Annotated in this window: 23 protein-coding genes; 14 read left to right on the top strand and 9 right to left on the bottom strand. The window is 43.7% G+C overall.

Annotated features, from left to right (window positions below; all coding sequences use genetic code 11):
- Positions 1-30: 30 nt before the first annotated feature.
- Positions 31-978, bottom strand: a complete 948-nt coding sequence (locus ACFFUV_RS12550) for a DMT family transporter (protein WP_390193147.1) — start codon at positions 976-978, stop codon at positions 31-33.
- A 91-nt stretch (positions 979-1,069) separates the two neighbouring features.
- Here ACFFUV_RS12550 and ACFFUV_RS12545 point away from each other — a divergent pair, with 91 nt between their 5' ends.
- Both ACFFUV_RS12545 and ACFFUV_RS12540 read left to right on the top strand, forming a co-directional pair.
- On the top strand, positions 1,070-1,960 hold the full coding sequence (locus ACFFUV_RS12545; RefSeq protein ID WP_390193145.1) for a LysR substrate-binding domain-containing protein: 891 nt from the start codon (positions 1,070-1,072) through the stop codon (positions 1,958-1,960).
- Between the two features lie 235 nt (positions 1,961-2,195).
- Entirely contained in the window at positions 2,196-3,329 is a 1,134-nt protein-coding gene (locus tag ACFFUV_RS12540; protein WP_390193142.1) for a GGDEF domain-containing protein, read from the top strand.
- Here the strand turns inward: ACFFUV_RS12540 and ACFFUV_RS12535 are convergent, their stop codons facing one another.
- Entirely contained in the window at positions 3,330-3,608 is a 279-nt protein-coding gene (locus ACFFUV_RS12535) for a hypothetical protein (protein ID WP_390193140.1), read from the bottom strand.
- A 202-nt stretch (positions 3,609-3,810) separates the two neighbouring features.
- Between ACFFUV_RS12535 and ACFFUV_RS12530 the strand changes: the two genes are divergently transcribed.
- A complete protein-coding gene (locus ACFFUV_RS12530; protein ID WP_390193136.1) occupies positions 3,811-4,656 on the top strand; it encodes a pirin family protein in 846 nt (281 codons plus the stop codon).
- Positions 4,657-4,740: 84 nt separating this feature from the next.
- On the opposite strand, the gene ppnP is transcribed toward ACFFUV_RS12530, so the two are convergent.
- Positions 4,741-5,022, bottom strand: coding sequence for a pyrimidine/purine nucleoside phosphorylase (gene ppnP, locus ACFFUV_RS12525; protein ID WP_390193131.1), 282 nt, complete (start codon positions 5,020-5,022; stop codon positions 4,741-4,743).
- A 266-nt stretch (positions 5,023-5,288) separates the two neighbouring features.
- On the opposite strand from ppnP, the gene ACFFUV_RS12520 reads away from it, so the two are divergent.
- Positions 5,289-5,774: a DUF2850 domain-containing protein gene (locus tag ACFFUV_RS12520; RefSeq protein ID WP_390193128.1), complete on the top strand. Its 486-nt coding sequence runs from the start codon at positions 5,289-5,291 to the stop codon at positions 5,772-5,774.
- Here ACFFUV_RS12520 and ACFFUV_RS12515 read toward each other — a convergent pair whose 3' ends face one another.
- Positions 5,775-7,142 carry a TrkH family potassium uptake protein gene (locus ACFFUV_RS12515; protein ID WP_390193125.1) on the bottom strand — a complete coding sequence of 456 codons (1,368 nt, stop codon included), beginning with the start codon at positions 7,140-7,142 and terminating at the stop codon, positions 5,775-5,777.
- Positions 7,139-7,801 (bottom strand): potassium channel family protein, encoded by a 663-nt coding sequence (locus tag ACFFUV_RS12510; protein ID WP_390193122.1) that lies wholly within the window; start codon positions 7,799-7,801, stop codon positions 7,139-7,141. The genes ACFFUV_RS12515 and ACFFUV_RS12510 overlap by 4 nt, the downstream gene beginning before the upstream one ends.
- A 200-nt stretch (positions 7,802-8,001) precedes the next feature.
- On the opposite strand from ACFFUV_RS12510, the gene ACFFUV_RS12505 reads away from it, so the two are divergent.
- Together ACFFUV_RS12505 and ACFFUV_RS12500 are read left to right on the top strand one after the other, a co-directional pair.
- Positions 8,002-9,147, top strand: coding sequence for a mechanosensitive ion channel family protein (locus ACFFUV_RS12505; protein ID WP_390193120.1), 1,146 nt, complete (start codon positions 8,002-8,004; stop codon positions 9,145-9,147).
- Positions 9,148-9,549: 402 nt separating this feature from the next.
- Entirely contained in the window at positions 9,550-10,875 is a 1,326-nt protein-coding gene (locus tag ACFFUV_RS12500; RefSeq protein ID WP_390193117.1) for an anaerobic C4-dicarboxylate transporter, read from the top strand.
- 62 nt (positions 10,876-10,937) lie between these two features.
- Here the strand turns inward: ACFFUV_RS12500 and ACFFUV_RS12495 are convergent, their stop codons facing one another.
- On the bottom strand, positions 10,938-11,846 hold the full coding sequence (locus tag ACFFUV_RS12495; RefSeq protein ID WP_390193114.1) for an aldo/keto reductase: 909 nt from the start codon (positions 11,844-11,846) through the stop codon (positions 10,938-10,940).
- A 95-nt stretch (positions 11,847-11,941) separates the two neighbouring features.
- On the opposite strand from ACFFUV_RS12495, the gene ACFFUV_RS12490 reads away from it, so the two are divergent.
- Positions 11,942-12,361, top strand: a complete 420-nt coding sequence (locus ACFFUV_RS12490) for an XRE family transcriptional regulator (RefSeq protein ID WP_390193111.1) — start codon at positions 11,942-11,944, stop codon at positions 12,359-12,361.
- 25 nt (positions 12,362-12,386) lie between these two features.
- Here ACFFUV_RS12490 and ACFFUV_RS12485 read toward each other — a convergent pair whose 3' ends face one another.
- Positions 12,387-12,752 carry an NADH:ubiquinone oxidoreductase gene (locus tag ACFFUV_RS12485; RefSeq protein ID WP_390193108.1) on the bottom strand — a complete coding sequence of 122 codons (366 nt, stop codon included), beginning with the start codon at positions 12,750-12,752 and terminating at the stop codon, positions 12,387-12,389.
- Positions 12,753-13,435: 683 nt separating this feature from the next.
- Here ACFFUV_RS12485 and ACFFUV_RS12480 point away from each other — a divergent pair.
- The 6 genes from ACFFUV_RS12480 (at position 13,436) to ACFFUV_RS12455 (ending at position 18,348) form a co-directional block, all read left to right on the top strand.
- A complete protein-coding gene (locus tag ACFFUV_RS12480) occupies positions 13,436-13,645 on the top strand; it encodes a cold-shock protein (protein WP_093272982.1) in 210 nt (69 codons plus the stop codon).
- A 124-nt stretch (positions 13,646-13,769) separates the two neighbouring features.
- Positions 13,770-14,291 (top strand): hypothetical protein, encoded by a 522-nt coding sequence (locus ACFFUV_RS12475; protein ID WP_390193101.1) that lies wholly within the window; start codon positions 13,770-13,772, stop codon positions 14,289-14,291.
- A gap of 184 nt (positions 14,292-14,475) precedes the next feature.
- Positions 14,476-16,323 (top strand): acyltransferase family protein, encoded by a 1,848-nt coding sequence (locus ACFFUV_RS12470; protein WP_390193098.1) that lies wholly within the window; start codon positions 14,476-14,478, stop codon positions 16,321-16,323.
- A 70-nt stretch (positions 16,324-16,393) separates the two neighbouring features.
- A complete protein-coding gene (locus tag ACFFUV_RS12465; RefSeq protein ID WP_390193095.1) occupies positions 16,394-17,227 on the top strand; it encodes an AraC family ligand binding domain-containing protein in 834 nt (277 codons plus the stop codon).
- A 90-nt stretch (positions 17,228-17,317) separates the two neighbouring features.
- Entirely contained in the window at positions 17,318-18,037 is a 720-nt protein-coding gene (locus ACFFUV_RS12460; protein WP_390193092.1) for an AzlC family ABC transporter permease, read from the top strand.
- Positions 18,034-18,348 (top strand): branched-chain amino acid transport AzlD family protein, encoded by a 315-nt coding sequence (locus ACFFUV_RS12455; RefSeq protein ID WP_390193089.1) that lies wholly within the window; start codon positions 18,034-18,036, stop codon positions 18,346-18,348. The genes ACFFUV_RS12460 and ACFFUV_RS12455 overlap by 4 nt, the downstream gene beginning before the upstream one ends.
- Here the strand turns inward: ACFFUV_RS12455 and ACFFUV_RS12450 are convergent.
- Together ACFFUV_RS12450 and ohrR are read right to left on the bottom strand one after the other, a co-directional pair.
- Complete coding sequence (locus ACFFUV_RS12450; protein WP_390193087.1) at positions 18,345-18,959, bottom strand: fumarylacetoacetate hydrolase family protein; 615 nt, start codon at positions 18,957-18,959, stop codon at positions 18,345-18,347. The genes ACFFUV_RS12455 and ACFFUV_RS12450 overlap by 4 nt on opposite strands.
- An 87-nt stretch (positions 18,960-19,046) precedes the next feature.
- Positions 19,047-19,514, bottom strand: coding sequence for a transcriptional regulator OhrR (gene ohrR / locus ACFFUV_RS12445; RefSeq protein WP_390193085.1), 468 nt, complete (start codon positions 19,512-19,514; stop codon positions 19,047-19,049).
- A 254-nt stretch (positions 19,515-19,768) separates the two neighbouring features.
- Here ohrR and ACFFUV_RS12440 point away from each other — a divergent pair, with 254 nt between their 5' ends.
- Positions 19,769-20,686 carry a porin gene (locus ACFFUV_RS12440; protein WP_390193084.1) on the top strand — a complete coding sequence of 306 codons (918 nt, stop codon included), beginning with the start codon at positions 19,769-19,771 and terminating at the stop codon, positions 20,684-20,686.
- Positions 20,687-20,780: the final 94 nt, after the last annotated feature.

Genomic DNA, 20,780 nt, shown 5'->3' with positions numbered 1-20,780 from the left:
CAAGTAACAAGGGAGCGTAAGCTCCCTTCTCTATGATGAATGACCAAATCGATGATGGTAGTGGTCGCACGCTCGCTTGAGGGCTGGCCACACAACAGGGAGCATGACGTTAACGATATTCGCTGACACAATCATCGCCAAGCCAATAAGTTGCCATTGATTAAATTGGTCATCAAAGAACAGCCATTGCCATATAGCGGTAAACACTAAATTAGTAAAAATCAGCGGGGCAAGTTGAGAGCTTGAATCCACCAATTTGTAGGCTTTAGAACGAAATATCTGAGTATTAATAATCAGCAGTGATAACGCGCCTAACATAGCGACCAATAACCATTGAGTATCACTGAACGTCCATTGGTTAAAATCATACGCAGCAGACCATATGTGCGTAGAAGCCATTGGCAATAACAGTCCTGACGCACATAAGAAAGTCCAAAAATTAATTTCAAATGCGTTCAATTGCCCTTTACTGGCACGGTATAGACTCAACTGCGAGCCAGCATTAAACAGCCCAGCCGCTAAGCCAATCATTAACTCTGGCTTGAAAGCGATGGTAGTTATACCACCAGACAACAGCACCACACCATAAAAAGTGACAACCAAAGCCAAAATCGATAACCCACCGATTTTGCGGGTAAAGAACACCCGCTCCAATAGAGGGATGAACAGTGGCCCCGTGCTAAACAGAACCACACTTTCTACTAAGGTCAGGTGCTGCAGCGAGTAGAGAAAGCACAGCTGGGAAGCCGCAATGCACACTCCACGAATAATCAAAGATGGCCACATGCTACCTCGTGGCAAACGTAACTTTCGCGTGAATGAAATTGCGAATATAAGCCCTGCAGGAATAAAAAATCGAAGAAAGCCTAAAACATTAGCGTCAATTTGCTGAGCCAATGGTTTGGATAGCAGCCCGCTTAGAGACAAACTAAAGGTTGAGCACAACATGAATAAAATAGGGTACAACTGGTTTGGCATTATCTCCTCCCTTGTTGACCGCCATTTTATCGGGGTAGCAATAAAATAAAAAACGAGTAATATTTACACCACCGTTAATAAAAACTAACAGATGAACAAACTCGCGCCTCTAAAATCTCTCTATTCATTTATTGCTGTGGCAGAAACTGGCAGCATGACTGAAGCAGCAAACCAACTGAATGTGAGTCACTCAGCGGTTAGCCAAGCGATAAAGTCACTCGAAACACAATTGGATCAGCCTTTGTTCCATCGTATAGGACGTCGCGTAGAGTTAAACGCGAGTGGAAGAAAATATTACAAAGAGGTCGCACCGAGTTTAGAGCGTATCGTCGAGGCCACTCAACGAATGCTGCAAAAAGAGCAGTCGAACCGTATTACCCTCAATATGATTAATTCCCTCGCTATGCACTGGTGGATTCCGCAAATGAACCGTTTCAGTGACTATGCGCCTAACTTAGACGTTCGGATTTCGAATTTAGTTGGCAGCTTTAAAATGGAACAGGAAGGAGTCGATGTGGCAGTTATTCATGGCTCAAAAAGCGACTGGCAAGACTATTATTGTGAACGTTTGGCAAGTGACCAACTGATCATGGTTGTCAGCCCTGAACTGGTGAAAAACGAGGATACACCAAAAAGTTTATTGGCTCGCTATCCCGCTATCATGGCAACCAATGAACGTCGTAAAGATGATTGGAAAATCTGGTGCCAAGCAAACAACATCGCTCTTCCCAGCTCAAGCAATAACTTAACCTTTACCAGCTCATTGCAAGCAATGCAGGCGGCGATTCGTCAGCTTGGTGTCTTTGTTACCCATCGTCTATTTGTCAAAGAAGATGTGAAACAAGGCTTGCTTGTCGAGATTGGCGAATTGGTCGACAACCCCAAGCAAGGCTTTTACTTTGCCTGTCATAAAGAGAAGTTGGTGAATGAATTTATTTTACAGCTTCGTCAATGGATACGGAGCGAATTTTCTCAATTATAGTCCCATCACCTGTGTCATTTTGGCCCTGTTGAAATCGAAACATAATGTAAAATATTGCGGCTAAAATTGGTTATCTTGGTGCGTTTTTCGATAACTCTGCTCAGTGTGTGATTTATCAACAAGGTTTGTGGTAATAAATTGAAGCCTCTCACACTTTATGTCCAGATAAAGCGCATGGAGTTCATCAATCTCTCCTATGATTAACAGCAACGAACGAAACAGGACTTCTTAATTCATGACGCGGTTTGTTGGTAAACACGTAGAAGAGATAGCGAGGCTGTACGCCGATGAGAGAGTAAAATTGATTCTTCTCTGCTCGGTAATGGTGATGATGATGATCGCCTGCCTTGAATTACTCAATCAGCACCAGCAATCTCTTCCTCTCTCAATTATCAATGGTCTTTCCATCTCGATTCTAGCGATGAATAGCTGGTCTTGTTGGCGCCGCGACGGTCAATTTTCAGATATCACGCTTTCGGTCATCCTTCTATTTCAAGTTCCCCTTCTCCTGGTTTTTTACCCCCCCATGCTGGTATCCATCTTCTGGCTTTATCCACTCGTAAGCATTGTTGTTTTTGTCAATAACTTTCGATTTGGTGTCTTGTTTAGCCTGGTCTTTGCTTTGTTGGTGACCGCAAGTTTACTCATGAGCAATAATGTGGCGTTTTCATCGACCAACATGCCGACATTTATTCTCTCGTTTACCCTATTTCTCGGCCTGTTAAATACTATTCATTTCTATGCGGAGAAGTTACTGCATTATATTGAGCATTTATCGGAACAAGGCATTTCAGAATTGGCTTTTCGTGATCATTTAACCGGGTTGGCAAACCGTTGGAGTTTTGAAAACGCGGCGCAAAGAAAGTTATCAGAGCAACTCAATAGTAATCACCTCACAGCGATCGTATTCATTGATGTCGACAACTTTAAAAATATTAACGACAACTATGGTCACTCGGTTGGTGATCGAATGTTAAAAGAAATCGCCGTTCGCCTAACCAAAGTCAACTGCATCCGTCAAGCACTCAGAGATAACGACTGCGCACTAGCACGATATGCCGGGGATGAATTTATTCTCATGCTCAGCGAGATCAATAGCGTAGAAAGACTTGAGAGCATGCTCAACGAGTTAAGCCAGTTGTTCAATCAACAAGATGAGAACAACGAAATGATTAATAGCCTTACCATGAGTGTCGGTGTCGCGATTCATCGTAAAGATGGGCTGACGTTGGAAGAATTGACAAGATGCGCCGATAAAGCAATGTACCAGGCAAAACAAAGCGGAAAAAATCAATACAGTTACTATTACTCCTCGATGACTGAACCACTGCAAGAGTTAGCGAGCAGCGGCCAACAGGAATCCGCTTAGTTAACCACTCATATACATTATCCATAAGCACACCATCATGACCACCAAAAGCCATATCGCGTAACGCACTGTATTTGGCTTATTCGGTCTTGGCCTTACAATCGGTTTGAATGCACGTTCTCGAGCATTATCAAACACGGAAGGGTGCTTCTCTGCTTCCTCTTTTTGCTTTTGAACCTTATTCGCTACCTTGCCAAAACGGTGAATTTGATCCACGGTTAAGTCCTGCGACGGGTCATATTTGTTATGGTTCTGCCCATGTTTGGGTACAACAGCCATAATCTTTCTCCCATTACTTCCTTTTCTTAAGTATAGGCAATATTGATAAATTCGATATTTGCCTCTCCTTTAAGTGGAACGGGAACGACGTTCTACAAACATTGTTCGAAAAAGTCGAACATGACGCTCAGGCGTTTCCCCTCTTATCGCGACCTCGCATTTTCTATTCTTATGGTATCAACCCATAGCGGAGAGTTTATCCATGACGAAGCTAAGAGAATTATCACAAATCATTCCAGCCCAACCGACATCAGACGGTGATGGCGTCAAGATCAGCCGTGTCGCTGGGTTTAATAACGCTCGATTGTCTCCATTTTTGATGATGGACGAACTGAAGTCTGACGAATCAAAAGATTATGTTGGTGGCTTTCCACCTCACCCTCATCGCGGTATAGAAACATTAACGTATATGATGGAGGGTCATTTCCAGCATAAGGATCATATGGGTAACGTGGGTGAGTTGCGCTCTGGTGGCGCACAATGGATGGCAGCTGGACAAGGTGTTATCCATAGTGAGATGCCAATTATGGAAGAGGGCCAGCTGCACGGTTTTCAAATTTGGATCAACCAACCCGCATCCGACAAAATGAAGCCGGCGAAATATCATGATTTTCAGCCTGAAACCATTACCGAGTACAAAACCGATAAAGTCGGCTTAGTTCGTATACTTTCTGGCGACCTCACTGTAGATGGAGAACGTCTTCAAGGGCCGCTTTTACAAACGGGTGTGCCAGCGACCGTTACTGACTGGCGCAGTGAACTGCCAGCAGAGCTAAACCTCAGCACTCCCGAAGAGCACAATATGATGATTTATGTTTATCGCGGAGCAATACAAGTCGGTGAGCGAGAACTGAAACAAGGCCAATTCGGTGTGCTATCACAAGGTGAAAAAGCCTTATTGCAGACACAAGGTGTTGGCGCACTGCTGTTTATTGGCCAACCAATTCACGAACCAGTGGTTCACTATGGCCCATTTGTGATGAACAGCTTTGAAGAGATAGAGCAAGCGGTTGAAGATTACAACGCTGGTAAGTTTCATCAATATTAAAGATTTCGCAACCTCAACACCACTGCCTTTATGAGTTTGCCATTTTTGCCACGCTATACGCGTGGCATTTTATTTTAAATTCGTTTACAAGTATTCACACAAGTAGGCGGTGGTCGCTGCCACTTTCACTTCAAACGATGAATTACCAACAACATCAAAAGACTCGCCTGCACTGAAAGTTTGCCATTGGTCGCTACCTGGCAGTTGGACAGTTAAGGCGCCTTTAATCACCGTCATTTTTTCAGCAGGTCCCGTGCCAAAAGTATATTCACCTTCAAGCATCACTCCGACACTGCTGTTTTCTCCTTGATGCTCAAAACCTAGTGATTTCACTCCACCTTCAAAATACGTGTTTTCCTTAATCATCGAACATTCTTCCTTGTTATTAAACGAGCTAACCTTATATCTAAATGCGGATATCGACGCAACTACAGTTTGAATTTTGTAAGAACAAACGGTGAAACTGGCTGAATAATTCCCTCGCGTTTCGTTAACTAATGTTGGCGGGTTTTTGCTCCAATGGTTGATGTAGCTTCAAGAAATGTGCTAAACGTTAGTTTGAACTCCTATTAGTCCGATACTATTCAAGGCGTGAAGTTCGACGATAATGGATGTGTATCTAACGAGTAATTATGGCCAACGACAAACAAAAAAAAACCAAAAGACGCAGAAGCCCCGATCAAACCATGAAGATTATCCGTGGCGTGTTTGGGGTCGCATTTGTAACGTTAGCCATTAGCTTTAGTTTGCTCATTTATTTCAGTTACAAAGACTATGTACAACCAGATAATGTCTACGGGACTTGGATCGAGATTGGTGCGCCACCATACAACACTGAGAAGCTCAAATTTAACGAACATGGTGTCTACCGTAACGGGCGTTTGATTGCGACCAAATTTAAATTTGACGGCAGCACGATTGAAGTAAAAACAGGCCGTGGCCGTAGCGTTTACGAAATAAGTGGCACTCATGACTCGCCACAACTAAGACGCCTAATCCCTAACAGCCCGACACAACGCTTGATCAAATCTGGTTACGAAGACACAGTGAACATGGAAGGTGGCGGCCCAGCGAAAAATCGCCGCGCCGCGCTACAAGAACATTTCTCTGATAATTAATTAGCCCGTTAATACGGTATCTTCAGGATATTGCACTAAGGAAGGCTCTGGTCTTGCCAGCATGTAAGCCAGAGTCAAGGGCCCAATACGTCCGATGATCATCACCACCACCATAATGTATTTCCCCGGCTCGGAAAGCTCGGCGGTCAGCCCGGCGGATACCCCGACAGTGGCAAAGGCAGAAATGGTTTCAAACAGAATTTTTTCAAAGCTTGCCTGTTCAGTAAGCATCAATAGAAACATCGCACTGGTTAAAATCGCGCCACTGACCACAATAATGGCTAAAGCTTTGGTTACCGTAGGCCAACTCACGGTGCGTTTAAACATCACCACAAACCGTTTTTGACGTAGAAAAGTCCAAGTGGCAACAAATGCCACCGCAAAAGTCGACACTTTAATCCCGCCACCGGTTGACGTTGAGCCAGACCCTATGAGCATAAGCACGATCATAATCAGCAACGCAGGCTGACCAAACTGCGAGAGATCAACGCTATTAAAGCCTGCTGTTCTCGCACTTGCAGATTGAAAAAACGCCGCCAACCACTGGCCAGACGTAGATAAACTGCCCATCGTTGCTGGGTTATTATGCTCTAGCATCCAGAACATCAAGGTACCAAATAGTAACAATGCTGGCGTTGCAACGAGCATAATCTTGGTATGAAGTTGCCAAGCTTGAAACCCTTTCAGTCCGTTAGTGGCGAGATCACCGACAACGGTAAAGCCCAGTCCACCAAAGATAAACAGCGCCGATAACGTAAAAATGACCTGAGGGTCATCAACAAAGCCAATCATGCTGTCGGAAAACAGTGAAAATCCCGCGTTGTTAAAGGCTGATATCGCATGAAACAAGGCATAGAATAACCCGGTGCTCCACCCCATTTCTGGCACCCAACGACTGCTTAAAATGACAAAGCCGATGGCTTCTGCCACCAATGCAAAAATCATTATCCGCTGTACAAGGCGCCTTAAATTGACACTACCATCTTGCCCTAAAGCCTCACGGGCTAATGCTTGCTGCTTAAGGCTCAGGCGTACACCAAACAGATACAGTAACACCGCCGATAATGTCATTTGCCCAAGCCCACCAACTTGCATCAGAATCATCAATAAAATCTTTCCAGCAAGCGTAAAGTGCGTACCAGTATCGGCCACGCCAAGGCCAGTAACACTGATGGCCGACGTCGCGGTAAACAGCGCATCGGTAAAGCTAAGCCCAGAGACAGAAAACATCGGCAACATCAAGAGCAGCGCAGAAGGAACCAACATGGCCAAAAAGCACAGAAGTATGATTTGTGGTTCTGAGCCTTTATTTTTCTTTTTCTCGGCTTTAGGCAGCTGAAAGATGCCAGGGTGCTGGAAATCCATCATAACGATTTGAGTCTGGTTACAAGTGTTGATTCAGGACCAACAATAATGATCACATCGCCAATTTCCAGCGTCTGCTCTCCAGATGGGGACGCCTGAACATCCGAGCCTCTTTTAAACCCAAGCACTTGTACCCCTTGATCATGAAATAAAGGCAACTCACTCAACGCTTTTCCCATCAGCTTGGCGCCAACCACTATCTCAGTCATTGCTATGCCTGATCCCAAAGGTTGGAACTCAAGAACGCGTCTATCAAGCATCTTTCTCGCAACACGAATCCCCATATCGCGTTCTGGCATGATGATATGATCAGCGCCAATTTTTTGCAGGATCTTGGCGTGGAACTTATCATTAGCTTTAACCCACACAGACTTAACCCCTGCCTCCTTGAGCACTAAAGTCGTGAGAATACTCGCGTTAATGTCTGAACCAATCGCCACCATCACCATGTCATAGTCGCTTAGCTTTAGCTCAGCAACGGCATCTTCATTGGTACAATTAGCAATCAGACCTTGAGTCACTATCCCCGCAGCGGCTTGAACTCGGTCTTCATTAAGGTCAATAGCCAATACTTGCGTTCCTGAATCTTGTAGTTCTTGGCAGACGGACAAGCCAAACCGGCCCAGTCCAATCACAGCAAATTGCTTATCAGCAAGTTTCATTGGTTTACCTTTTAATACGTTAAAATGCGCAAAGTTTGCGCTTTCGAAGTGGTGGGATCAAACACCAAATATCGATCCTGACAGTATTTTTACTACTTGAGCGGCAATCTCTGTCGGATAAGACTTAATTGCATGATTTTTATAACGTAGTATAGGTGTTCTCGTCCAACCTTTATTCTCAATTACAAGAACAACACATTATGCAAGAAGAGATCGCTCAACTGGCCGAAGAAGCCACACAATTTATCGATAAATGGGCAGGAAATATTCTGTTTATTACCGCAGCCAGCCTAGTCGCTTGGTTAGTTTGGTGTGTTGTTTACAATCGCCTTTATGCCTTAACGGAGAAAACCAAAATTCGCTGGGACGACCTAACGTTGGAAGCCCTACGAACCCCAATCACCCTGCTTATTTGGGGCTGGCCAGGCATTATTTCGTTAGGCTTTTTACTTGAAGGGTATTTCAATACCAAAGTCGACTGGTTAAGTACGCTAAAAATGATACTTATCCTCGGTGTCTGCTTATGGTTTATGTTGAGACTCGTCAGTAACATTGAAGAATATGTGATTGAACAGCAAAAGCGCGACGAAACCACGGTTCAGGCAATTTCAAAAATCGTTCGCCTGTTCTTTACAGTGATTGCGGCAATGACCATTATGCAGTCATTTGGTGTCAGCCTTTCAGGGTTGCTCACATTCAGTGGTGTCGGTGGTTTGATTGTCGGTTTTGCGGCGAAAGACTTACTCTCCAATTTTTTTGGTGGAATGATTGTTCATTTGGAACGTCCATTCAAAGTTGGCGACTGGGTACGCTCTCCCGATCGCAACATTGAAGGCACTGTCGAACGTATCGGATGGCGTATGACGATTATTCGAACGTTTGACAAACGACCTCTATATGTTCCTAACTCGGTATTTAACAATATTGTGGTAGAAAATCCGTCTCGCATGCTCAACCGCCGCATCTACGAGAACGTAGGAATTCGCTATGAAGATAGCCAAGTTCTTGCTGATATCGTTAGTGACATCAAAGAGATGCTGCAAAATCACGATGATATCGATACCAAACAAACCTTGATTGTTAACTTCAATGCCTTTGGACCCTCATCGCTGGATATGATGGTCTATACCTTTACAAAAACAGTGAACTGGATTCGTTACCATGAAGTAAAGCAAGATGTCTTACTGCAAATTATGGGCATCATTGAGAAACACAAAGCATCCATTGCCTACCCTACGCAGACCATTCACATGGCCCCGCAACATGCAGGAATGGAATACAGTCAGTCGGAGGATAATTCATCTTCAACCTCGGAAAATAAATCTGAGGAACAAGGGCAACAGTGACCTTCTGACACAGCGCCTGTCTCATCAGGCGCTGCTTTTTGTGAGTAACGAGCTCTAAAATATGCCGCCTCTCACACCCGCTCTGAAAAGCACGTCTCTCACCTAAGCAATAAAACTTAACCTAATGATTTAAAAATAAAAATATCATTAAAGGCTTATTGCTGACCTTTGCCTAAATCACGCCATTTTACCCATGAAAACTCATCAAAAATCGTAACGTAAGTTAACAAATAAACAGCAAATTAATTACACCCAAGAAACCTATCAGCAAGATACTGTGAGTCTGATCAGAGAAGATAAATTTGCACTATCCTCGCGAATGGAGTGTGAACTTTACTCAAGCTTTTTTTCTGTTCGAGAGCGAAAATATATCTGTGAATCATAAATTTAAGGCTTAACACTATGCTGTATTTAGAGTTTTTATTTTTACTCTTGATGCTTTATATCGGGTCACGTTACGGCGGGATCGGTCTAGGTGTCGTTTCGGGAATAGGTTTGGTCATTGAAGTCTTTATCTTCAAAATGCCCCCCACCTCGCCTCCCATCAGCGTGATGCTGATTATCTTGGCCGTCGTTACTTGCGCCTCTATTTTGGAAGCCGCTGGCGGCTTAAAATACATGCTACAAGTCGCGGAGCGATTACTGAGAAAAAACCCCAAACGCGTGACCTTAATTGCCCCTTTCGTTACCTACTCCATGACCTTCTTGCTGGGCACCGGACACGCAGTCTATTCCATCATGCCTATTATTGGTGATGTCGCCTTAAAAAATGGGATTCGTCCTGAACGACCTATGGCATCGGCCTCTGTGGCTTCGCAACTTGGGATAACAGCGTCGCCCATCTCTGCTGCTGTCGTCTACTATCTGGCCCAGCTATCCAATATTCAGCATGAGATTACGTTAGTTTCGATTCTCTCCGTCACCATACCAGCGACATTATTTGGCACATTGTTAATGGCACTCTATAGCTTGAAACGCGGCAAAGAGCTGGCTGATGATCCAACCTACCAAGAACGCCTTAAAGACGAAGAATGGCGCAAGCGTATTGAAAGTACAACGGCGACCTCTCTGGATGAAAAATTACCAACCAGTGCCCGTAACGCAGTGCTTATTTTCCTTGCTTCACTGGTCACGATTGTCATTATTGCGATGCTGCCGGACGTTCGCACGATTGTCGAAGGTGAAAAACCGATTAGTATGGCCGTTGTCATTCAAATGATGATGCTGTGCTTCGGTGGCATTATTTTGCTGGTCACCAAGACTGACCCACGAAATGTGCCAAATGGTGTGGTATTTAAATCGGGTATGGTTGCCGCCATTGCTATCTACGGTATCGCATGGATGTCGGATACGTACTTTCAATACGCGATGCCCCAGTTTAAAAGCGGGATTGTCGAGATGGTCACTGACTACCCTTGGACCTTCGCTCTGGCGTTGTTTATTGTATCCGTGGTAGTTAACTCACAAGCGGCAACCGCACGGATGATGCTGCCAGTAGGCTTGAGTTTAGGCTTAGACCCTGCACTGCTGATCGGTATTATGCCTGCTGTCTATGGTTACTTCTTTATACCAAACTACCCATCAGATATTGCAACGGTAAACTTTGATACTTCAGGCACAACAAAAATTGGGAAGTGGTATTTTAATCATTCATTTATGGCTGTAGGTTTGATTGCCGTCATCGGTGCATGCTGTTTGGGCTATGTGCTTGCACAGGTACTAATCTAACTCGCTTCTTCATGAAAAAAGCCAGCAAAGCTGGCTTTTTTTGTACTCAGATAAGGCACTTCTTAAGGCACATTATAACCTTTAGAGGCAACCCAAACTCGATACCATTGCTCACGAGTTAACGTAAAATCTAGAGACTGGACAGCGGCTTCCACTCGCTCAATTTTACCACTACCAATAATTGGCAATGGTTTGGATGGCAACCGCATAATCCAAGCAAAAATCACTTGGTCAATCGACTGCGCACCAATTTCTTCTCGAATGGCGTCTAACTCGGCGCGTACTCGCTTGGCTTGCTCATCATTATTACTAAACAAACGGCCACCAGCCAAACACGACCAAGCCATTGGCTGGATCGACATCTGTTGGAGTAGATCCAACGTACCATCGTGTGCGACCTCAAAATTCAAGGGGTTAATTTCTACTTGATTGGTGACCAACGGCTTAGATAAACGCGATTGCAGTAAACTGAATTGAGCAGACGAAAAGTTTGAGACCCCGAAATGTTTCACTTTGCCAATTTTATACAGCTCCTGAAACGCCTCTGCGACCTCGTCAGCATCCATGAGTACATCTGGACGATGAATGAGCAATACATCCAATTGCTCAACATTCAGCCGCTGTAAAGCATTGTTCACCGACTCATAGATATATGCTGCACTGGTGTCGTAGTGATTAATTTTTCGCTCAGGAAACTTGTCACTGCACAGCTTGATATCACATTTAGTGACGATTTGAATTTGTTCACGCATACTTGGATCAAGCTTCAGCGCCTCTCCAAATAACGCTTCACATTCATAGTTTCCGTAAATATCGGCATGATCAACGGTGGTGACACCGAGATCGACATGTTGCTTTAAGAATGTAAGACGCTGCTGAGGGGTCAACCCCCAATCTGCCAGACGCCAATACCCCTGAACAAACCGAGAGAATTCTGGGCCTTGAGGGGCTATCGTCGTTGTGGGTACCATGTTGTTACCTCCATTTAATTTTGCCTAAGAGGTTATGCTTGTTTCTACACAAGCTCAACGTATACTGCGGATGAATTCGAACTGGAGTACGAAATTTGAGTTTCGCAGCACGTTTAAAGCAACTTATTGGTGAAGAAACCATCAGTGGATTCGCCCGGCGCGTCGAGCTTTCCGAAGCGCTTGTCCGCAAGTATCTGCGCGGCAGTGAACCTAGCCTGAGCAAAGCCAATCAAATCGCAATGAAAGCCAATTGCTCATTAGAATGGCTCGCAACCGGTTGTGGTTATTTCTATCGTCAAGCCGAGGTTGTCGATATCGAAGCCTATCAACGGGCTTATCAGCATGTTTTCGGTCAGTTACCCACCCAGATTGAGGATCATAGACAAATGATTGCGGGATACCAATACTTGCGAGCACACAAAAAAGCAGACGGTTTCCTTGACCTTCAAGCCATGCAACAGTTTCTTATTCGGCAAACCGCAGCCAAGGGCCAAGCTAAGTCGGCTGAAAACTAAAAAGCTCGCCAGTGGCGAGCTTTTTCTAATGTGCAAAACGTGCGACTAATCTCTGCGTGAATCGCTTTCCCTTATCACGATAAGCAAACCATAAATAGGTCGCTACAATAGAGAAAAAGAGATAAGACAAAGCAAACACAAATGGCGAGGTGATAAGATTCTCAGAAATACCCCAACTTACCCCCACTACGGTTACTGTTAGCTTGGCGAACATCCCAAGACCAAGCAACAACAGCGCAAGCTGTGGGTAGCGGCTTGAGCGAAACGCGAACCAATAACACGTGCCAACAGCTAGGCTTGAGATCGAGAGCCCCAAGATAAAAGAGTGGAAATGTTCTGCGGAAGCAATTCCCCCAGACACAGACAGCAAACCAATCAGCAGCAATTTCATACAACACCTCGCAATAAACCGAATGGACAACTTTCAATTATGAAATCTTACTTTCCACCATTTTCGTCAGCTCTAGACAAAATTACAAGCCAGAAACGGTCTTTATAATTCACACTTTTTGCTTACAAAACAGATGTTAAATAAATGATCTTGCGCTAATAAAAAACTTGTTTAGTAAGAACTGCTTCGCGTCAACAACCAAGCGGAATAATTCCAATTTAACATTTACACAACATTACAAGCTGCCAATTAAAATGTTTCAAGTTGTAACAGCACTTTTGAGGTATAAAAACTCGCCAATTCGGGAATACGGATGAATTAGCGCGCAGTAAACGACGTTCAAATTCGCTAAGTCACAGAAAGATGTGACGTTGTTCTGCTCTGTTTCAAAGTTGGAACCGTTGTGACATTGATATGAAATTCAGCACTCAAAAAACAAAAACATAACCTAGCGCATAAAACGAAGCGAAATCTGACTTTATTTAGCTTTTGCCGAGATATTTTAGTTGACTTAACTTAGCTGCTCTCTCAGACTAGACCGCAGCTAGAAATCGATTCATTGTCTACACCTGCGTTTCGTTGAGTTTCTTGTAACTCCTCAGTCGTACCGTACGCAATAGCAATCTACTTTTACGCGCTATCGTGCCTTTATCGGCTAACATTATTTTAACAGGATTTATATTATGTCTAATACAGTTACTGGAACAGTAAAATGGTTCAACGAAACTAAAGGTTTTGGTTTTATTCAGCAAGAAAACGGCCCTGACGTATTCGCTCACTTCAGCGCAATCACTGGCGACGGTTTCCGTACTCTAACTGAAGGCCAAGCTGTTGAGTTCAGCGTAACTCAAGGTCAAAAAGGCCCTCAAGCTGAAAACATCAAAGTACTTTAATTTTAAAGTAGCTTTAAGTTTTTAAAAATAGCCAGCATTGCTGGCTATTTTTGTTTTTACCCTGCATTTACTCTCTACGCAATCCACATTAGCATAGCAACAAATTTCCCCGTGATGACCTGCAATGAATACACTTGAACATCGCCTTCATCAGCTCAATATTTTAGAATCGAGTCCCTTTCCCGCAGATAGCCCATTGTGGCAGGCATTTATTGAGCAAAATAGTGCGCTTTTTGAGCGCGCACAAGCTAATAAGGATGATAACAATGTGCTACTTGGACTATTGACCAAAGCACACATTGAAGCGATGGCAATGGTTGAGAACCAGGGCCAATCTGCGGCCCATGTTTTCGATGCCATTAAGCAAAACCTAGGTGATGAGCACCAACACAAATTTGAACTCCATTCAGAGCAGCAACTGGTACTTATTACACATGCTTGGATTTACCTCCAAGGGTATTTAGCACTTGATTTTAGCCTTGCTAACGATCATGCACGTCATACCGCCCAAATACTCACACAACATTTTTCCGGTGACCTCGAAGTACGCCGAAGCAACTTCATGCAAAGTTACTACCTAGGAAAACAAAACACCTCTCAACAACGTTCTTGGCTTCAACGTATCTTCGCTTGGTTCAAAGATTAACGTCTTAAACTCCTCTCCTTTCCCCAAAACTCGCTACTGCAAATTCCTTTTCTCAATGTTTAATCGCAAATTTATCGGATCTTAATATAGAGACTTATTTTCACTGATTATTTATTGAGCTACTTATAAGATACTAACACTACGCTGACATGGAATTGACTTGTAAACTTAATGGAGCAAGGTAGTGCAATTTAGAAAGGATATAAATGGATTACGCGCAATAGCGATTATTTCGGTAATGCTATTTCATTTCAATTCAAGTTGGATGCCCGGCGGGTTTGCTGGTGTTGATGTATTTTTCGTGATTTCTGGTTTTTTAATGACAGGAATTATATTTAGAGGCTTTGACAAAAATAACTTCTCTATTGTCACCTTTTATGTCGCTCGCGCCAATAGAATTATTCCTGCTTTAGCGGTGCTGTGCATTGTACTACTGATATTTGGCTGGTTTTATTTGACCGCCTATGACTATAAAGCATTAGGCAAACACGCCGCGAGTAGCATTACCTTTGTGTCTAATATTGTCTATTGGCGTGAGGCTGGGTATTTTAGCGCCTCTTCTTTGGAAAAATGGCTATTACATACTTGGTCACTATCGACAGAATGGCAGTTTTATATACTTTATCCGTTAGTGCTGGTAACGCTGAAAAAGTTTATCTCGGTGAAATCCATAAAAGCGCTTTTGGTTGCAGTGACCTTATTGGGGTTTCTCTTTTGTATTCTGGTCAGTTATCAGTGGCGAACACCTGCTTACTACCTATTCCCTAGCCGAGCGTGGGAAATGATGGTGGGCGGGCTTGCCTATCTTTACCCATTAAACATCAACAATAACAAGAGTAAAAAATCCTTGGAACTGATCGGTATCGCACTGATTATCGTGAGCTATTTCTTGTTATCTAAGCAAAATTTCTGGCCGGGTTACCTTGCCTCTATTCCTGTTACCGGTGCTTTTTTGATCATTCAAGCACAACGGAATGACAGTTTCATCACGGGTAATATTATCTTTCAATACTTAGGCAAATGGTCATATTCCATCTACCTCTGGCACTGGCCGGTTGTCGTCGCCATCCACTATTTTGCTCTGAGCCATACTTTCATTTATGCCGGTATTTTGCTCTCTGTGCTCTTGGGGTTTTTAAGTTATTATTTTATCGAGCGAGTCAAACTAACGTCACAATTAAAAACCACAAAGGACTATTTACGCTTTAAGCCCGGCTATATGGTTTTTTCACTGGCCATCGTTGGGCTGGTCGTTATCGCCAATAATGGTTTCTTATCTCGATATTCAAACGACTTACGACAAATTAACCAAAACGCCATCACCGCGATTTCTGATTGGCAATACCCTGACCCTAATTTAAAAATTGGAGACAACCACATTCGTTTTATTAAAGGAACGTCTGATAAGAATATCTTGTTCATTGGTGCAAGCCATATAGAGCAAACCTACCCTTACGTAGCAAGCTTTGGAAGCGAATATAATATTTATTACGATACAGCAGAAGGCTGCTTTGTTTCCCCATCCTTCGTCAATCCAAAGTGGAGCTGCCTCAACATTCAGAATTATCAAGCGCTCTTTGATGAAGTGAAATTTGATAAAATTGTCACCTCTTTTTATGGGTTTGATGGCTATTTATCAGACAGCGAGATCATCAAGAATCAGCAAATACAAAAACGGATTTCTGAATATAATACCTTTCTAAAATTCGTAAAAAATAAATCTCAAGAAGTGTTTGTTATCTTAGGTGAACCCAAAGGACCAGAGTTTGATCCAAAAATGTCAACACGCAGGAATTTAAAACGGTTCATTACTAAACAACAAGCCAAAGAAAACTACACCCTACATTACACTGCACTGGAGCAGATCCCCGAGGCGGCGGATGTGGTCAAAATCGATCCTATTGATTTCTTATGCGATGATGTCTGTCAGGTGATGGATAGTAACTTCAATTACTATTACAAAGACGCAAATCATATGAGGCCTTGGTACGCGAAAAAACACTTAAGCTACCTCGACCCAATCATCGAATAGCGCAATTTTGTACAAACCCCATCCAGGCATTTATTGTACACTGCATAACAACGTTCAGGGATGGTGAAGAATGAAAGATTATCAACAAAAAACGCGTAAAGAAAAGGCTGACTTTCATCGTTCTGAAGCGCTCGGTGGAATCGAAATGCTGGAAGCGCAATATCACACTCAAACGTTTTCACGTCATAGCCATGAAGGCTTTACTATCGGGGTTATCGAGCGGGGCGCTCAGCGCTTTTATCGAACGGGTGGTAATCATGTCGCTCCGAAAAATAGTATTATCTTAGTGAACGCAGATGAAGTTCATACGGGTCATTCAGCCGTCGCTAGCGGTTGGGCATATCGTGCGCTCTACCCCCTTCCTCAGCTATTTGAGCAAATCGCAGAGCAAATGGGACAACCACATCTTGGAGCCCCCTATTTTCCACAAGCCGTGGTTGACGATCCCGTATTAGCCACCCAGTTTCGCCTTGCCTTTGAGGCATTAAGACGTTCACATCACCGTTTAGAACGAGATACCTTAATCTATCAAAGCTTAGTTAGCCTATTGAGCCGCCACGCAAAAGTACGTAGGTCAGCCAAAGGAATCAACTCGACACCAAGGCTGCTACTCGTAAAAGAGTTCCTTGATGATTTTCCTCAACAGGATGTTTCACTTGAAGAACTCGCGGATATGGCTGCACTTAGTCCTTTTCATTTTATTCGAGCGTTTAACAAGCAGTTTGGATTGTCACCGCATGCATACCAGATTCAATCGAGGCTGAGACACGCGCAATCTTTGCTAAAGTGTGGGGTGCCAATCATCCATGCGGCCCACCAAAGCGGGTTTCATGATCAAAGCCATTTTCACCGTCATTTCAAACGTGCTATGGGTATCACGCCCAAACAATATGGGTTACATTAGAAATAATTTCATTATAAATTAGCAAGTTACTAATTCAGCACTTTAGACTGAATGCGCTTAAATACTCCCTCTTTTGTATCAGGAACACGCATGAGCAGTACGGCTTCACAACACCCCGTATCATTATCAAAAAGTCGGCTATTTTGGAAAGGGACGATTGCGATGCTTCCTCTCACCATCGCCGTTTTACCCTGGGGCCTATTAGCAGGGTCCTTTGCTGCACAATCAGGCTTGACGTTTGTTGAGAGTCAGGCGCTTTCCGCCATTTTATTTGCAGGCGCCGCACAATTAGTCGCCACTGGCATGATAAAAGCCGGCGCAGGACTTACAACAATGTTGCTCACAACATTGTTTATTACTTCCCGCCACCTGCTGTACAGCGTTTCAATGCGTGGGAAAATTAAGGACCTTTCTACCCCTTGGCGACTCACCTTAGGATTCTTACTGACTGATGAATTATTTGCATTATGTGGAAAGCAATCTCATCAGGAATTTCACCCTTGGTTCGCCTTAGGGGCGGGGGCTAGCTTTTATCTATGTTGGAACATCGCGTCTCTCATCGGGATTTTGGCAGGAAATTCCATACCAGAGATGGACCAATGGGGGTTAGAATTTGCGGTCGCCGCGACCTTTATTGCGATTGTTATCCCTACGATAAAAAGCAAGCCGGTATTGGTTTCCGTCACCGTGGCCTTGTTTCTATCCGTAGCCTTATCGCTGCTCGAACTACCTGGTGCATTAATTATTTCGAGTGTTACAGCAATGATAGCGGGTTATTTAACGGAAGTATGGGGAACGAACCGCTCATGATTCTACTGGCAATTTGTCTGATGGCCGTCATCGTATTCATCAGCCGTTATCTGTTTCTAGAACCGAAGTTACCTATAAAGCTCGGCACCGAGACTCATCGCCTGCTTAATTACTCTAGCCCTGCCGTACTTTCTGCCATATGGGCTCCTATCGTCTTCGCGCCTTCGGGAGAATTAGATTTGAGCGTAAGCAATCCATTTTTGCTCGGCGCTGTCATGGCAGCACTCATCGCTTGGAAAACCCACAATGTATTACTGACAACCGTGTTAAGCATGACAGGATTTTTGATCATCAAATTGGGCGTGTTTTAATCGACAGCCCATTCAACTTCGACCAATGTAAAGTCACCGACTTTGAGTCTAGCTAGGAACACGTCACCATGGTGGACTTCCCCAACCCCTTTTGGGGTGCCTGTCATCACAACGTCCCCATCACACAAGGTACTGAAGCTTTTTATCTCATCCAAAATCGTATGAGGTGGATAGATCATCTGTTTGACTTCGCCATATTGCACGCGTACACAATTGATTAAAAGCTCCAATTGCAATTCATCAATATTAACGCCTTTTAAAGGAACAAATCGGCTTAGAACGGCAGAACCATCAAAGGCCTTAGCACGTTCCCAAGGTAAGCCTTTCTCTTTTAATTGAGATTGAAGGCGGCGTTTAGTCAAATCTAGCCCCACTCCGACGGCATGAAATTCGCCTTTCTTTACCACGAAACATATTTCTGCCTCATAGTGATTCGGCTCATCTAAGCCCGCTTTCAGTTGATTTGATATCGCCGTCACTGGCTTATTAAACAGCACCATTTGTTGAGGAATAGCGTTATTAAGCTCTTGAATATGTTCTAAATAGTTTCGACCAACGCAAACCACTTTGGTCGGTTTAATCCTCTTTTCTCCAACACGGATATCATACATCTTTGTTCTTCCCTGAATAAATAGCAGCCACATCCTATCCTAGCGGTGGCGGGTTAAAATATCGATTTACTCGCTATAAAACTACGATCATGCCCCAAAGTTTTTTAATACTTTCAAGCACAAAGCTTTTAATTGAAGCATTTCATCCACGTCTAATCCAAACTGGCAAACCATCTGCTCTGGCACATTGACTGCTCTGAGCTTCAGCTGCTCCCCTTGTTCGGTCAGTAACAGGACTCTTATCCGTTCATCACTCTCACTACGCTTTCTCTCTACATAGCCTTTGGCTTCCAAGCGCTTTAGCAGAGGCGTCAAAGTTCCTGAGTCAAGATGTAGTTTTTCTCCTAACGCTTTTACGCTGATTCCGTTTTGTTCCCAAAGTACCATCATCGTTAAATACTGCGCGTAGGTGAGATCCAACTCATCAAGCAGTGGACGATAGGTACGAATAATCGCGTTGGCGGCACTGTACAAGGGAAAGCAAACTTGGTTGTCCAGCAGTAGTAACGGCGATTCATGGTCTGATGATGAGGATTCAGGAACGCAGCGGCTCATAAAAGCTCCAATTAAGTTGTGCACAATATACTCAACAAAAGTATCTCAAAACCCAACCTCAGTGGCTAGCCCTAAATGCTCACCAATATTCATCACAGTGAATATTGTTCTTAATGTAGTCATCAAGACGACACACAATTGCCACTGTTATATCACTGAAAAGCAATAAAAAGTTAATAGTTTATGGCTACCTTGAACACGTTCTTAAAGAGCAGGATCGCTCTAAAGTTTACGTCCATAAGGTTAAAGCAAAAATGAAAAAGTCTACTATTTCTTCAGCAGTGTTACTCACGTTATTTTCTGGTTCAACTCTCGCCGCGACGGTCTACAAAGATGATGCCAGCGAGCTAAAAATTGGCGGCCGTGCCGAGGCACGATTCAATGTTTCAGATAACAATGAAGACGCCAATAACAGTACATTTAAAGATAAATCACGTGCTCGTGTGAATTTGAAGGGAAAAACTCAACTCGATGACACCCTGTACGGTTTTGGTAAATATGAAGCCGAGATGGATACTGATGAAGACATCACTAACCGCTATGTGTTTGCGGGCCTCGGTGGCGCTTTCGGTGCCGTTTCTTACGGTAAACAAGATTCTGCACAAGTCCAAATCACCGATTTGACCGATACAATGGCCACGTTTGGTGCCGATGCCGCTGACCTAGTCGCTGGCAACAAAGATAAACGTGAAAACAACTTTTTCTACTCTGGTGAATTCAATAACCTAACGATTCAAGCAAACTACATTGCCGCTCGTGAAAAGGATGGTGACAGCTACGGAATGTCCGGTTTATATGCCTTTGATTTTGGTTTAAAGCTTGGTGCGGGTTACGTTGCGCAAGATACCGCCGATGATACAGATAGCCAGTTCAACTTAGCGGCTGAATATAAGGTGCAAGCTCTGACTCTCGCCGCCCTTTACGGGATTGGTAGCATTGCTGATGAAGACGCAACGGCTATCGAAGCAAGCGCTAAATATAAAATTGGTAAAACGACACTGGTGGCTGTCTACAACTATCAAGAAATTGATGATACCGACACGGAAGACAACTTTGCTGTTGAAGCCGTTTACAAGTTCAACGGTAACTTACGTACCTATGCAGGTTATAAATTCGAGCAAATTGATAATCTTGATGATCAACTTCAAGCGGGTATCCGTTACGATTTTTAAACCATTGAATATTGATGTGAGGTGAAGTGCGCACCACAAACTCCTCTAATGCACCATATTGAAGCAACATTTCACCAAAATTGCTCCTAAAAAT

This window comes from Vibrio olivae (assembly GCF_042428525.1).
Taxonomy (GTDB): Bacteria; Pseudomonadota; Gammaproteobacteria; order Enterobacterales; family Vibrionaceae; genus Vibrio; species Vibrio olivae.
This window is presented reverse-complemented; position numbering and strand designations above follow the sequence as displayed.

Bases quoted from the DNA above. Each gene is read 5' to 3' on its own strand.
- ACFFUV_RS12500 (WP_390193117.1), top strand. From the start codon at position 9,550: ATGCTGTATTTAGAGTTTTTATTTTTACTCTTGATGCTTTATATCGGG.
- ACFFUV_RS12450 (WP_390193087.1), bottom strand. From the start codon at position 18,959: ATGTATGATATCCGTGTTGGAGAAAAGAGGATTAAACCGACCAAAGTG.
- ACFFUV_RS12520 (WP_390193128.1), top strand. From the start codon at position 5,289: ATGGCCAACGACAAACAAAAAAAAACCAAAAGACGCAGAAGCCCCGAT.
- ACFFUV_RS12440 (WP_390193084.1), top strand. From the start codon at position 19,769: ATGAAAAAGTCTACTATTTCTTCAGCAGTGTTACTCACGTTATTTTCT.
- ohrR (WP_390193085.1), bottom strand. From the start codon at position 19,514: ATGAGCCGCTGCGTTCCTGAATCCTCATCATCAGACCATGAATCGCCG.
- ACFFUV_RS12465 (WP_390193095.1), top strand. From the start codon at position 16,394: ATGAAAGATTATCAACAAAAAACGCGTAAAGAAAAGGCTGACTTTCAT.
- ACFFUV_RS12480 (WP_093272982.1), top strand. From the start codon at position 13,436: ATGTCTAATACAGTTACTGGAACAGTAAAATGGTTCAACGAAACTAAA.
- ACFFUV_RS12550 (WP_390193147.1), bottom strand. From the start codon at position 978: ATGCCAAACCAGTTGTACCCTATTTTATTCATGTTGTGCTCAACCTTT.
- ACFFUV_RS12510 (WP_390193122.1), bottom strand. From the start codon at position 7,801: ATGAAACTTGCTGATAAGCAATTTGCTGTGATTGGACTGGGCCGGTTT.
- ACFFUV_RS12545 (WP_390193145.1), top strand. From the start codon at position 1,070: ATGAACAAACTCGCGCCTCTAAAATCTCTCTATTCATTTATTGCTGTG.
- ACFFUV_RS12495 (WP_390193114.1), bottom strand. From the start codon at position 11,846: ATGGTACCCACAACGACGATAGCCCCTCAAGGCCCAGAATTCTCTCGG.
- ACFFUV_RS12475 (WP_390193101.1), top strand. From the start codon at position 13,770: ATGAATACACTTGAACATCGCCTTCATCAGCTCAATATTTTAGAATCG.
- ACFFUV_RS12530 (WP_390193136.1), top strand. From the start codon at position 3,811: ATGACGAAGCTAAGAGAATTATCACAAATCATTCCAGCCCAACCGACA.
- ACFFUV_RS12515 (WP_390193125.1), bottom strand. From the start codon at position 7,142: ATGATGGATTTCCAGCACCCTGGCATCTTTCAGCTGCCTAAAGCCGAG.
- ACFFUV_RS12540 (WP_390193142.1), top strand. From the start codon at position 2,196: ATGACGCGGTTTGTTGGTAAACACGTAGAAGAGATAGCGAGGCTGTAC.
- ACFFUV_RS12485 (WP_390193108.1), bottom strand. From the start codon at position 12,752: ATGAAATTGCTGCTGATTGGTTTGCTGTCTGTGTCTGGGGGAATTGCT.
- ACFFUV_RS12460 (WP_390193092.1), top strand. From the start codon at position 17,318: ATGAGCAGTACGGCTTCACAACACCCCGTATCATTATCAAAAAGTCGG.
- ACFFUV_RS12535 (WP_390193140.1), bottom strand. From the start codon at position 3,608: ATGGCTGTTGTACCCAAACATGGGCAGAACCATAACAAATATGACCCG.
- ACFFUV_RS12505 (WP_390193120.1), top strand. From the start codon at position 8,002: ATGCAAGAAGAGATCGCTCAACTGGCCGAAGAAGCCACACAATTTATC.
- ppnP (WP_390193131.1), bottom strand. From the start codon at position 5,022: ATGATTAAGGAAAACACGTATTTTGAAGGTGGAGTGAAATCACTAGGT.
- ACFFUV_RS12455 (WP_390193089.1), top strand. From the start codon at position 18,034: ATGATTCTACTGGCAATTTGTCTGATGGCCGTCATCGTATTCATCAGC.